The sequence below is a fragment of the Streptomyces sp. NPDC002602 genome, assembly GCF_042889445.1.
GTDB lineage: Bacteria > Actinomycetota > Actinomycetes > Streptomycetales > Streptomycetaceae > Streptomyces.
This window is the reverse complement of sequence record NZ_JBIAQX010000039.1, coordinates 1-14,661: the sequence shown is the minus strand read 5'-3', so window position 1 is coordinate 14,661 and position 14,661 is coordinate 1. Positions and strand designations below refer to the sequence as shown.

Below are 14,661 nucleotides of genomic sequence, written 5' to 3'. Positions count from 1 at the left end.
CGGGTGGATCAGGTCGAGGTGCATGGGTCGTTGGCGGCGTATGTGAACGCGACGTCGGGTGATCTCGACTGGTCGGGTGTGCATGCGGGGAAGGGTCAGCGGACGATCACCGTTCCCACCTACCCCTTCAACCGGCAGGAGTTGATCGTGCCCGCCGCACGCCGCAGCGGCGCCGCGACGAGCGCCGTCGGCCACCCCCTGTTCGACCGTCACTACGAGCACCGGAGCGAGGGACAGTGACGTACCCGGCCGAGACCTACGAGAAGACGTTCACGAGCCAAGAGCCGTTCATCGCCCAGCACCGCTCCGCCGGCCTCGGGCTGTTGCCCGCCGCGGTGCAGCTGGAGATGGCGATGGTGGGAGTCGCCCGACGCAGGCCGTTCGCTCCGCTGGAACTCACCGACGTGACGTTCCTGCGGCCCCTCACCATCGGCGACGACACGAGGGCTCCCGTCCGGCTCGACGTGTCCTTCGGGCCGCGAACCCGCTTCGAGCTGAGCACGGTCGTGGCCGGCGAACGCAAACCGCTGTCCACCGGAACCGGTCGGCTGCTGCTCCCGGGCGACGTCCCGGCCCCCACCGCCCCCACCGTTCCCGGACCGCGGATCACCGGCGCACGGACCATCGACCCGGACCGGCTGTACGACAGTTGGGCACGCGAGGGCCTCCAGTACGGGCCCGACTTCCGCACCGTCCGGGACCTCTCCGTCGGAGACGACGGCGTGGCCGGCGCGACGCTGGGGTCCGACGCCGAACCCGTGCCCTGGTACGCCCATCCCCTCCTGGTGGACGGCGTGTTCCAGGTGGTGAGCTGCGCGCTCCAGGACCTCACGGGAGCGGAAGGACCCCACCCCATGCTGCCGATCGGCATCGCCCGGCTCCGGATCCTCACCGACCTCTCGGCGCTGTCGACCGGTGCGACCGTCCTGGTGCGCCGCACCGGCGTCGACGGCGCGTACGCCACCGCCGACGCGACTCTGCTGGGGCCCTCCCACGAGGTCGCCGCGGAGTTCGAGGGGCTCCGTATGCGGCGAACGATCGCCGCCTCGCGACCGACGGCCGCCGCGACTCCGGCACGACCGGCCGCACTGCCCATCAGCCGGATCGTGTGGCGTCCCGCACCGTCGGACGCCGCCCGCCCCGAGCCGGTGACCGGCACGTGGGTGGTGCTGCACCACGCCGGCACGGACGGCCTCGGCGCGCGCGCAGCCGGGCGCCTGCGGGCCGACGGCGCCCGCGTGGTCGAAGTCGGCATCGGTCCGTCCGGGCCGCCGGCGCACGACCACGCACACCGACGCGCCGGCGACAGGGACGGCGGCAGCGACCAGCGGATGCTCGCACAGCCGGACGAGCAGGCGTTCCGGCGGCTCTGGGACGACATCGGGGACCCGATCGCCGGTGTGGTGCACCTGTGGAACGCCGGCGAGGTGTCCGACGGCGCCCAGGGGGAGGAGACCGAACTCCGCCTCGGCGTCCACGGCTGCCTGGCCGCCCTGCGGACCCTCGGTGAGCGGCAGCGCAAATCACGCTTCCTCGTGGTGACCCGGGACGGGCAGGCCGTCACGGACGGAGACCGACCGGTGCCCGCGCGCGCCGCACTGTGGGGCTTCCTTCGTACCGCCGCCATCGAGTACTCGGGCCTGCGCCCGCGCCTCGTCGACATCGACCGGTCCTCCGACGACGCCCTCCGCGCGCTGCTGGCGGAACTCGGCGACAGCGACGGCCCGACCGAGACCGGCTACCGGCAGGGTGTCCGCCGGGTACCCGTCCGGGTCCGCGACCGTTCGGCATACGCCGCGCCCCTCTCAGGTCCGGGGCCGATCAGGCGGGGCGGCCGTTACCTCGTCCTCGGCGGGCACGGCGGTCTGGGCCTGGAGGTCGCCGACAGGTTCGCACGGGACGGCGCCGGCGTCGTCGCGTTGGTCAGCCGTTCCGGAGCGGCGGCCGCCGACCGGCAGCGGACGGCCGCGATCCGCGCACACGGCTGCGAGGTCGTCTCCTACAGCGCCGACGTCACCGTCCCCGGCGCCCTGGCGGCCGTGGTGGAGCGGGCCCGCGCGGAGTTCGGCGAACTGCACGGCGTCGTCCACGCCGCCGGCACGCTCAAGGACGGCCTGATCCGCAGCGCCACCGCCGAGGACATCGCCGCGGTGATGCGGCCCAAGGTCGACGGGGTCCGCGAGCTGGCGGCCGCGGTGGCCGGGCAGGACCTGGACTTCGCCGTGTTGTTCGCGTCGGTCTCCGGCACGTTCGGCAACCTCGGGCAGGCCGGGTACGCCGCGGCCAACGCCTACCTCGACGCCTTCGCGCAGGCGCACGGCTCGCCGTGGCTGAGCATCGACTGGGGCCTGTGGGGCGAGGTGGGCATGGGTACGGCCGTCGCGGAGCAGTTGCGGCGGCGCGGTGTCCGGCCGCTCGGCACCGCGGAGGGCCTGGACGCCCTCATCGCGGTACTGGGGTCGAAGGAACACCCCCGCCAGGTGATCGTCGCCCACCCGGACGCCGGCGACGAGATCGTCGAGGCGGAGGCCGCGGAGACCGAAGCCCCCTCCGCCACACAAGACACGGCCGACGGGTCGGACGGGTCCGCCGGGGTGGGCGCGGGCTCCGCGGAACACGTAGCGGACGCCCTGGAGCGGTTCCTCGCCGAGCGGCTCGGGGTCGCCTCCTTCGACCGCGACACCCCCCTGTCGGACTACGGCATGAGTTCGATCATGAGCGTCGAGCTGTCGGAGGAACTGTCCCGCCGGTGGGGCATCCACCTCCCGGCGACGCTGTTCCTGGAGTACGGCGAGTTCGCCGAGCTGGTCCAGGCCCTGACGGACCGCTACGGCGCGGCCGTCGCGGTCGCGACGCCGGAGGCCGCCGAGCAGCTTGAGTCCGCCGAGCCGGTTTCGTCCGCCACGCCCTCCACGCCCGCCGAGCCGGTCGAGTCCGCCGAATCCTCCGAGTCCGTCCCTCCCGTCGAGCCGCTCCCGGCAGCCGCCCCCGACCGCCCGCTCCCGACACCCCGACGGCGCACGCCGGCAGGCGGTCGTGACGCGGACGTCGCGATCGTCGCCGTCTCCGGTGACCTGCCGGGTGCGGCCGGCGGCGCGGCGGAGCTGTGGAAACTGCTCCGCTCCGGCGGCCACGCGTTCACCGAGGTCCCGGCGGAGCGCTGGGACATCGACACCCACTTCGAGCCGCGCGGCCCCCGGATGACGGGCACCTACTGCCGCACCGGTGCGTTCGTCTCCGGCATCGACCGCTTCGATCCGAGCTTCTTCGGCATCTCGGTACGCGAGGCCGAGGACATGGACGTACAACAGAAACTGCTGCTGGAACACGCCTGGACGGTGCGGGACGACAGCGGTCTCGCGGACCGCCGCGACATCGGCGTCTTCGTCGGCGCCACCTACACCCACCACCGCGACACACAAGGGCTGGAGACCGTCGGACCGCACACCGCGCTCGGCTCCATGAACGCGGTACTGGCCAACCGGATCTCGTACGCGCTGGACCTGACCGGCCCCTCGCAGACCGTCGACACCCTGTGCTCGTCCTCGCTCGTCGCCATCCAGCAGGCGGTCGCCGCGCTCCGTGCGGGGCACTGCGGCGCCGCCATCGTGGCGGCCTGCCAGGTCGGCCTGACTCCTTGGTACTACCGCAGCCTCAGCCGGCTCGGCGCGCTGTCCGAGACCCTCCCGCGGCCCTTCGACGAGCGGGCGGACGGATTCCTGCCCGGCGAGGGCGCGCTGGCCGTGATGCTGAAACCGCTCACGGACGCGGAGCGGGACGGCGACCGGATCTGGGGCGTCATCCGCGGTACGGCCGTCAATCACGGGGGCCGCGGCAGCGCCCTGCCGGTACCCCGCAGTGAAGCCCAGGCCGCGGTCGTCCGGGCCGCGCTCGCCGACGCCGGACTGGCGCCCGCCGACATCTCCCTGATCGAGACGCACGGCACCGCGACCCGACTGGGCGACCCGATCGAGATCGCCGCGCTCACCGAGGTGTTCGGCGGCGACCCGAACCGCACCGGCCCGTGCCACCTCGGGACGGTGAAGGGAAACATCGGACACCTGGAGCCCGCGGCCGGGCTCGCCGGCCTGCTGAAGGTGCTGCTGTCCCTGCGCCACCGGGAGATACCGCCCGTCGCCGGCTTCGAGACCCCCAGCAGCCACCTCGACCTGTCCACCGGACCGTTCGTGATCCCTGTCGCGCCCCAGCCGTGGACCTCGGACGGACCGCGCCGGGCGGGCATCAGCTCCTTCGGCATGGGCGGTACCAACGCGCACGTCGTCGTCGAGGAGTACGCGCGGGAACACACCGGGGAACCCCGACACCGGCCGCCCGGCGACGAGGCCTCCGTAGCCGACTCGGAGAACGACGAGCACCTGCTGGTGCTCTCCGCCCACACCCCGGAAGCCCTCCTCCGACGCATGGCGGACGTCCGACCGCTGCTGCTGCGGGAGACCGCCGTCGACCTGGGCGCGCTGTGCCGCTCCAGCGCCGTCGGACGCGACCACCGGGCCCACCGGGTGGCGTTCCTCGGAACCACGGCCGACGAGCTGAGCACCGGCCTGGCCAGGGCGCTGCACCTGGCGGACCGGGCACCCGGCACCGTCCTACGCGGCGGCACGCCGGTGGAGAGCGCCTCGACCGGCCTCAGCGGCCCGGCCCTGCGCTACGTCGGCGGCGGCACCGTCGACTGGGCCACCGTGTACCCGGGCCCGCCGGCGCGCCAAGCGGCCCTGCCGCCCTACCCGTTCGGGGCGCCGGCCGACACCGCGGCGACGACGACGCCCGTCCCGCCGGCAGCGCCGACCGCGCAGGACGTGGCCGCGGTCGTACGACGGCTCGCGCCCGCCCACCGGGTGCTGGGCGAGGACACTCTGCCCGGGGCGCTTCCCGTGGCCCTCGGGCTGCGGTCGAGCGACGTCCTGCGGGGGATCGCGTTCACGGGCCGGGGAACCGGAACCCATCCCCTCACCCATGACCTGGGCGACCCCGCCCGTACCGGGCCGGCCGCCTTCCGTCACGCCGACCGGGTCATCGCCCGACTCGCCACCGCCGACACCCCGGCGGGCCCGGCGCCCGCCGCCGCGGACCTGGACGCACTGCGGGCCGGCCTCGGCCGGACCCTGCAACCGGACGGGCTCTACGCCTGGTTCACGGCGAAGGGCATGGAACTCACAGCGCCGCTCCGCTCCATCGCCGAGGTGCACTACGGGCCGAGTCGGGTGTTCGTACGGATCGACGTTCCCGCCGACAGCCCGCTGGAGGCGCAGACGGTCGCGATCGACGCCGCCCTCCAGACCATGGCCGTCCTCACACTGGCGGACCCCGCGGCCCCGTCGGCCACCTACCTGCCGGTCTCCATCGGTCGGGCGACCCGCTGGGCGGATCCGGCGCGGACGGCGTTCGTGTTGCTCGAAGGCGCCGAGCCCGCGAGCGACGGCACGCGACGCGGCGACGCGACGTTGTTCGACGCCGACGGTCGGGTGTTGGTCCGGCTCGACGAAGTGGAGTACCGGACGGTGGCCGCCAACGACGCGCCGCCCTCTCACCCGGCCCGCCGCACGCCGCAGGCCGCGGCGGCGGAGGCGGCGATCGTCGCGGTGGTGCGCAACGTACTGCACGACCCGGGTGTCACCGCGACGACCTCACTGTCCGCCGCGGGCCTCGACTCCATGCTGGCAACGGCCATCGCGGCCGACATCGAGGCGGAGTACGGGGTACGGCTGAGCCCGACGGACGTCCTGGACGCTGCGGACTGCCGTACCCTCGCCGCGCGCCTCGCGGAGCCGGCGGCCCACGGCGTGTTCACCACAGACACAGACACAGACACGTACACAGACTCAGACACGTACACAGACTCAGACTCAGACTCAGACACGACCCCGACCTCGATCCCGACCTCAGCCCCGGCAGCCCTCGAAGACACCGCGCCCGCCCAGGACATGGCCGTCATCGGCCTGGCGCTGGCGCTTCCCGGTGCCTCGGACCCGGAACGGTTCTGGTCGCTCCTGGCCGGTGCCGGCGAGGAGATCCGCCCGGCGCCTGCCCACCGCTGGGGACGGTACGCGGCCGGTCACGGGCCCGACGTGGGCGGATTCCTCGACAACGTGGAGGAGTTCGACGCCCGGTTCTTCGACTTCTTCCCCAAACAGGCGGAGGTTCTCGACCCGCAGGTCCGCTGGCTGCTCCGCACCACCTGGGAGGCACTGGAGTCGGCCGGCCTGTCGCCCAGGCAACTGTCCTCCTCCACCGGCGTGTTCGTGGGAGCCAGTTACCAGCACTACAAGGACTACAACATCGAGCCGGAGCTGGACGCCCCCAGTGGTCTCGGCAACCACAACGCGTTTCTGGCGAACCGGGTGAGTTACTTCCTCGATCTGCACGGGCCGAGCATGACGATCGACACGCTGTGTTCGTCGTCGCTGGTCGCCCTGCACACGGCCGCGCGCAGCATCCGTGACGGTGAGTGCGAGCAGGCGATCGTGGCCGGTGTTCGCGTCGGCGTGTCCCCACTGCACTACGTCGCGATGCGCAACCTGCGCGCCTTGTCACCCTCGGGTGCCTCTCGGCCGTTCGATGCGGGGGCGGACGGTTTCGTGCCGGGTGAGGGTGTGGTGACGGTGGTGGTGAAGCCGCTGCGGGCCGCGTTGCGGGACGGTGACCGGATCCGGGGTGTGATCAAGGGCAGTGCGGTCAACCACGGTGGTCGCACCAGTGGGTTGACGGTTCCCAGCAGTGCGGCGCAACAGGAAGTGATCTCCGCGGCGTTGCGGGACGCGGGGGTGTCCGTGGACTCGATCGGTCTGGTGGAGGCACACGGGACCGGGACGGGTCTGGGTGATCCGATCGAGGTGGAGGGGTTGACCCGTGCCTGGCGTGGGGTGACGGGCAGGTCGCAGTTCTGCGCGATCGGTTCGTTGAAGGGGAACGTGGGTCATCTGGAGCCGGCTGCGGGTCTGGCGGGCCTGGTGAAGGTGCTCCTGGCGATGGAGCACGGGATGGTTCCGCCGTCACTGCACGTGGTGCGGCCCAACGATCACATCCGGTTCGAGGAGACCCCGTTCTATCTGGCCGACCGTGTGGTGGAGTGGCCGCGTGAGGGTGGCCCCCGGCGGGCGGCGGTGAGCGCGTTCGGGATGGGTGGTGTCAATGCCCATGTGATCGTCGAAGAGCCTCCTGTTCCGTCGACGCGTGAGGTGTTGGCCCAGGATTCGTTCGTCGTGCGGGTGAGCGCGGCTGACGAGCCGGCGCTGCGGTCACTGGCGAGCGCGTACGCCGACCGGTTCGACGTGGCACGCGACGCCTGGGAGACCGCCGATCTCTGTCACACCGCCAACACCGGCCGCTCGCCCATGGAGTTGCAGACCGCCGTCCACGGGCGGACGGCCGCCGAACTCGCCACCGCGCTGCGCTCCGTCGCCGCCGGCCGCATTCGCCCCGTCCGTGTCGACATCGACCTGACCGCCGAAGCGGCGGCGCTCCGCGCCGGGACGGTCGAGGCACCCCACGGACCCGTCGGCGCCGCCGAGTTGGCCGGGGTCGGCTACGCGCGGGTCGACTGGCACGCTCTCTCCGCCGCGGGTGCCCGCGTCACGGACCTCCCCACCTACCCGTTCGCACGGGGTGCGTACTGGCACACCACCGGCCCGTCGGCCGCCCCCTCCGGCCCGCCCCTCGCGAGGGCCGAGGCGGTACGCGTCGAGTGGCGCGTCCGGGAGCCCGCCCCGGTCACCCCTCCCGGCTCGGGCACGGTACGTGTGGTCACCGCCGACCTCGAGCTCGAACACGCCCTGACGGCGGCCCTCCGCGGCCGGGGCGTGACCGTGGTCGAGCCCGGCCACCGGGCGGACGGCGCCATCGTGATCGACACCCGGGACAGCCGGAGCGCCGATTCCCGCGAACTGGGCGACTTCTGGGCTGAGTTGAGCGATCGAATCACGGCGCTGCCCGCCCATGGGGCCTTGTTGTGGGCCGGCTTCCATGCCGCCGCCGTGCACGCCGACGAGCGCGGTGGCCTGATCCCCGAGCGAGCCGCCATGGCCATGGCCGTACGGGCCGCCGGAGCCGAGGGCCGCAAAGCCACCGCGGTCGTGCACCTGGACCCGGCCGAACCGGCCGCCGCGCTCGCCGACCGCCTGGTGGCCGAGTACACCGCCTTGGCGGCCGGGCCGGTCGCCGATGCCGATGCCGATGCCGACGGCGGCACGGTGGTCGTCGCCCACCGACGGGGCGTCCGCTACGCGCCGCACCCCGTGCCCGCGGTGCCCGGCGCGCCGTACGCCCTGCCCACCGACGGGTACTGCCTGGTCACCGGCGGGTTGGGTGCGGTGGGACTGCGCCTGACCGAGCGGCTGATCGATCGGGGAGCCAAGCGCATAGGCATTCTCGGGCGGTCGGTCCTCGATCCCGCGCGTTCCGCGCCCCTGCGGGAGCTCGCGGCGCGCGCCGAGGTCGACTACCTGCCCTGCGACGTGTCCGACCCCGAGGCGCTCGCCGAGGTCGCCGGGCGGTTGGGCCGGCGCTGGGGCCGGCTGGTCGGCGTCGTGCACTCCTCCGGCGGGGTCAACCCGTTCGGGGCGATGCACCGCCGGCCGTGGAGCGACGCCGAGAAGGTGCTCGCCCCCAAGGTCCCCGGCTCGCTGAACGTCGTACGGCTGGCCAAGGAGGCGGGCGCCGACTTCGTCGTCCTGGTGTCCTCGATCGCCGGTACGCAGGCCCTGGCCGGCCGGGGGCTGGTCGACTACAGCCTCGCCAACGCCTATCAACTGGCTCTCGCCGAGCGGGAGAACGACGCCGTCACCACGGTCACCGCGCACGCGTGGCCCAACTGGACGGGCATCGGCATGAAAGCGGACGCGTCCTTCTCCGCCGCCCACTCGATCGGCGCCGAGCAGGCACTGGACGCCTTCGTCGACCACCTGCGGTCCGGTGGCGCCGTGATCTTCCCGGGAAGCACTGCCGCCGCCCCGGCAGAGCCCGCGGAGCACGTCGAGTCCGAGTCCGTCGAATCGGTCGCCACCGCGCCCGCGCCCACGCGGACACGACCCGAGACCGTCGTCGTTCCCGCACCGATGCGCGCCGGTCAGGACGGCGCGGGCATGCGGGCCCGGGTCCGTGACGCCTTCGTGCACGTACTGGGGGAGGACCCCGGGGAGCGCCCACTGCCCGGGCTGGGGCTGGACTCCCTGATGATCGCCGAGCTGACCACGGTGCTCGAACAACGCAGTGGCCTGACCGTCGACCCGTCGCTGCTGATGCGGGCACGCACGGCCGACGACATCGCGGCCGGACTCGCCGCCCAAGAGGCGCCGGCCGACCATCGCCCGCCCGCCCCCGACCGGAACGCCCCGCCCGCCCCCGTCCGGAACGACCCGCCCACCCCCGTCCGGAACGACCTGCCCGCCCCCGACCACGCCGACCCGTCCGCGTCCGCCCTGAGCGCCCTGCTGCGCCCGCTGCTCCAGCGGGACGGGCAGCGATGACCGGGCCGGGCGCGACCGGCGGGTCGAACGAAAGGACAACCGTGAGCGAGCTCGACACCCGCATCGCCGTCATCGGCCTCGCGGTACGGCTCCCGGGCGCCGAGGACGCCGTCGACCTGACGGCCCTCCTGGGCCGCGACGGGGTCGAGGTCGGCGAGGTCCCGCCGAGCCGGTGGGCCCGCGCACTGTACCGGGGCGAAGGCCCCCACCAGGGAACGCACCACCGCGGCGCGTTCCTGGTGGACCCGTTCTCCTTCGACCACGAGGCGTTCGGCATGGCCGCCGAGGACGCCGTCCACCTCGACCCCCAACAGCGGGTCATGCTGGAGGTCGGTGCCCGGGCCCTGGAGGACGCGGGGTACCTGGGGGTGCGCCGCAGGCTCGACGCGGGCGTGTTCGTCGGCGCGCGCATGAACGGGTACGGATTCGACCGGGGCCGGGGGCTGCTTCCGTCCGGCACGCCGGGCTCCGCCGGCGAGCCCGGGCCCGCCGCGCTGTGGGGGCGGTCGCAGAACTTCACCGCGGCCTGGCTGTCCGACCGCCTCGACCTGGCGGGCCCGAGCCTGGTGGTCGACACCGCCTGTTCGTCGTCGCTGTCGGCGGTATGGCTCGCCTGCCAGAGCCTGGCGGCCGGGACCTGCGAACTCGCCCTGGTCGGCGCGGTGGACCTGCTCATCGACCCGCTGACGTTCGTCCTCCTCTCCCGTACCGGGGCGCTCTCCCCGGAAGGGCTGTGCCACACCTTCGACAGCAGGGCCAACGGCTATGTGCCCGGGGAGGGAGCCGCCGCCCTCGTGCTGAAGCCGATGCCGGCCGCGCTGGCCGACGGCGACGTGATCCTCGGAGCCGTCAGCGGGGTCGCGGTCAACAACGACGGCCGCACCATGGGCGTCACCACGCCCAGCCTGGAGGCCCAGATCGAGCTGCTGGGCAAGGCCTACCGGACGATCGACCCCGCCACCGTCCAGTACGTGGAGGCGCACGGAACCGGCACCGCCATCGGCGACCCGATCGAAGTACGGGCACTCACCGAGGTGTTCGCCCGCCACGGGGTCCCACGGAACTCCGTCGCGCTCGGCTCGATCAAGCGCCGGATCGGCCACCTGCACTCGGCGTCGGGCCTCGCCGGACTCGCGAAGATCATTCTCGCGCTTCGCGAGGGCACCGTCCCGGCCGTGGCGGTGGACTCGCCCAACCCGCGCCTCAACCTCGCCGACAGCCCCTTCCACCTCCCCGACACCGCCCACCCGTGGCCGGACGCGCCCGTGCGCCGGGCCGCCGTGAGCGGATTCGGATTCGGCGGCACCAACGCCCACGTCGTGGTCGAGGCGGCCCCCGACCCCGCCGGAGCGTCCGCCGGGCCGCCGGTGACCGATGCGCGGCACCAACCGGTCCACGTGCTGCCGCTGTCCGCCGACAGCCCGTACGCACTGCGCGAACTGGCCGCACAGTGGCTGGAGTTCCTGCCGTCCCTGGCGCAGGAGCCCGGCGCTGTCGGCGACGCGTGTGCCACGGCCAGGCTGGCACGGACGCACCGCACGGAGCGGACGGCCGTCGTCGGGGCGGACGCGGATCAACTCGCCGCCGCGTTGCGCGCATGGCTCCTGACACCCGCCGCCCCGCCCGCCCACACCGTCGCCCTTCCGCGCACCGCCGCCCGGCCCGTCCACACCGTCGCCCCTCCGCACACCGTCGTCTCGATACGGCCGGAGGCCGCCACGGCCCCGCCCGCATGGCTGTTCGCCCTCGACCGCTCCACGCCGGCCGTACACGAGGTCGTCGGCCTGTTCGAGGCGGCCACCGGCACACCGCCCGCCGGGTTCTCCGGCGAACTGCTGCGGATCCTGTCCACGGTCGCCCTCGCGATCGCCCTGCGGGAACGCGGAGTGCCCGAGGGGGCCCTGGACCTGCCTCCGGGCTGGGAGGCGGTCGGGGACTTCACCTGGGGCCGCGTTCCGCTGGAGCGGGCCCTGGCCGACGTCCTGCGAGGAGCCGCCGACCAGGCCCACGACACCCGGGGCGCCGGCCCCGCAGGCCACGACATCGGCGAACGGCTGGCCGGAGCCCGCGACGAACGAGAGGTCGACCAGGTTCTCGCCACCATCGCCGCGGAGCTCTTCCGGGCGGGCCGGGACATCGACTGGGCGGCGTTCCAACAGGCCACCGGCACGGCGTGGAGCAAGCGTCTGCTGCCCCACGCCCAACCGCGCGGCCGGGCCCTGAACCTCGCCGAGCCCCTGCGCTCCGCCGAACCCGGGACGCCCGCGGAGCTGGTGTCGGACGAGGGAACGGCCGGGTACACCTACGCCCGCGTCTTCGGCCCGGCCGAGGCCCCCATCGCCCAGCACGCCGTGTACCGCACGCTCATGCTCCCGGGAGTGGCCTGGTTCGACTTCCTGCGCGAGGGCGCCGCCCTGCGCGGCGAACCCTTCCACGGGGCCCGTGACGTCCTCTTCCACCGCCCGCTCATCGCGTCCGGGGCCCGCCGGGTCATCGGCCGGGTCGATGCGGACGGGCGGTTCCGGATCGAGGACGCCGAGAGCGGGGAACCCTACGTCACCGGCCGGCTCGCCGGCGCGGGTCCGTCCCGGCCGCCGCTCCCCGTCCCCCTCGCCGACCTGCTGGTCGACTGCGCCCGCTCCACCGTGCACGCGGGCTCCGGCCTCTACCGGTGGCTGCGTCGGATCGGTTACCACCACGGCCGGTACTACCGGAACATCTCCTGGGTGGCGAGCCTCCCCGACGGCGGCACGCTCGCCCGGATCGAGGGCCCCCGACAGCGGGAGATGAACCCACCCGACGTACACCTGTTCCCCGGGCTCCTGGACAGCGTGACGGTCGCGGCCATCGACCCCGCGAACCCGGTGTTCGGCGCGGCGGACGCCACCGCGTTCATCCCGCTCTCGGTCGGCCGAATGGACGTCCTGGGACCACTGGACGAAGCCGCCTACGTACGGACCGAGATCGCCTTCTGGAACGACGAGGCCTGCCGGGTCACCCAGACCGTCACCGACGAGACCGGCACACCCCTGTTGGTCTTCGGCGACATGTCGTCCAAGCGGGTCCCCTTCGAGGCGTTCACCACGGGCGAGGTGCCCGCGCCGGCCGAGTCCGTGACACCGATCGCAGCGCGGCCGCCCGCGCCCGTCGCGACACCGATCGCAGCGCGGCCGCCCGCGCCCGTCGCGACACCACCTCGTCCCGTGGCCCCGCCGGTGACCGCGGCGCCCACCGCCTCCAGGCCCGTACGGGCGCTCGCCTGGTTCCTGGCGCTCACGGGAACCCCCGAGGAACACGCCGACACGGAGTTCCTGTCCGCCGGCTTCGACTCGGTCGGCCTGGTCACGCTGAGCGAGCGCATCTCCCAGGATCACGGGCTGTCCCTGTATCCGACGGTCTTCTTCGAATACCCGACGCCGCGGCAGTTCGCCGAGTTCCTCGCGGAGGAGGCACCGGCGCTCGTCGACGCGCAGGCGGCCCCGACCGACCCACCGCCCGCGGCCACCGCGGATCCCGAGGAGGCTCCGGCGGCGGCTTCGGAGGCGCCCGAGACGACTCCGGAACCCGAGCTCCCGGCCGTGCCGACGGAGCGCGCACCGATGGCGCGGACAACCACCACCGTCACTCAGCGTCCGACCGCCACCGCCACCGTCACCGTCACTCAGCGCCCGACCGCCACCGCCATTCAGCGCCCGACCGCCACCGCCATCCAGCGTCCGATCGACGCCGCCCACGCCGCCCACGCCGCCCACGCCGCCCACGCCGCCCACGCGGCCGAGCGCTCCGAGGCCGTCCCGGCATCCCGGCCGCGCGACGTCGCCGTCGTGGGCGCCGCGGTCAGGCTGCCCACCGCCGGCTCCCTGGCCGCCTTCGCCGAGCTGCTCGTCGAAGGCCGGGACACGGTCCGCCCGCTGCCCGGAGGACGTTGGCAGAACACGGAAGGACCGGTCCCGCAGGCCTCGTTCCTTGACCGCGTGGACGAGTTCGACCCGGCTCCCTTCCGGATCTCGGCCCGTGAAGCCCCCCTGATCGACCCGCAGGCACGGATCGTCTACGAGACGATCTGGGAAGCCCTGGAGGACGGCGGCCGCATCGGCACACGCGCCCACGGCAGCACCGGCCTGTGGATCGCCTACAGCCACGACCACTACCACGAGGAGCGGGTGCGCCACGGCGTGGCCGACGGACGGGGCCTCGGCCTGGAGGCGATGATCGCCAATCGGCTGTCGTACCTGATGGACTGGCACGGCCCGAGCGGGCTCGTCAACACCCTCTGCTCCTCCTCGTTGGTCGCCCTGCACTCGGCACTCCAGCACCTGCGCACCGGTGACATCGACACGGCGGTGATCGGAGCCGTGCACGCCGGCATCAGCCCGGAGTACTTCCGGTCGATGGGCGACCTCATGGCCCTGTCACCCCGGCACCGCAGCCGCGCCTTCGACAGCACCGCCGACGGCTTCGTTCCCGGAGAGGGAGCCGTGGCCGTGGTCCTGCGGAGGTATGACGACGCCGTGCGCGACGGCGACCGGATCCGGGGCGTGGTCAAGGGAGCGGCCGTCAACCACGGCGGACGCACCAGCCGCTACTCGGCGCCCAGCCCGCGAGCCCAAGCCGACGTCATTTCCGCGGCGTTGCGGGACGCGGGGGTGTCCGTGGATTCGATCGGTCTGGTGGAGGCGCATGGGACGGGGACGGGTCTGGGTGATCCGATCGAGGTGGAGGGGTTGACCCGTGCGTGGCGTGGGGTGACGGGCAGGTCGCAGTTCTGCGCGATCGGTTCGTTGAAGGGGAACGTGGGTCATCTGGAGCCGGCGGCGGGTCTGGCGGGTCTGGTGAAGGTGCTCTTGGCGATGGAGCACGGGGTGGTCCCGCCGTCGTTGCACGTGGTGCGGCCGAACGATCACATTCGGTTCGAGGAGACGCCGTTCTATTTGGCTGATCGTGCGGTGGAGTGGCCGCGTGAGGGTGGTCCGCGGCGGGCGGCGGTGAGCGCGTTCGGGATGGGTGGTGTGAATGCCCATGTGATTGTCGAAGAGGCTCCTGTTCGGTCGGCGCGTGAGGTGTTGGCTCAGGATTCGTTTGTGGTGCGGGTGAGTGGGGCTGATGAGTCGGCGCTGCGGTCGTTGGCGGGTGTGTATGCGGATGGGTTGGTGGGTGTTTCGGCGGAGGTGTTGGGGGA

The 14,661-nt window shown here is 73.5% G+C and carries 2 protein-coding genes and 1 pseudogene; all 3 read left to right on the top strand.

Annotation, left to right across the window (positions count from 1 at the left end):
• Nucleotides 1–240: pseudogene (locus ACFYW3_RS38970) on the top strand (acyltransferase); the annotation flags it as partial.
• Nucleotides 237–9,482: an SDR family NAD(P)-dependent oxidoreductase gene (locus ACFYW3_RS38965; protein WP_389389023.1), complete on the top strand. Its 9,246-nt coding sequence runs from the start codon at nucleotides 237–239 to the stop codon at nucleotides 9,480–9,482. The pseudogene ACFYW3_RS38970 and the gene ACFYW3_RS38965, both read left to right, overlap by 4 nt.
• Before the next feature lie 41 nt (nucleotides 9,483–9,523).
• A partial coding sequence (locus tag ACFYW3_RS38960; RefSeq protein ID WP_389389022.1) for a beta-ketoacyl synthase N-terminal-like domain-containing protein occupies nucleotides 9,524–14,661 on the top strand: 5,138 nt, incomplete at its 3' end.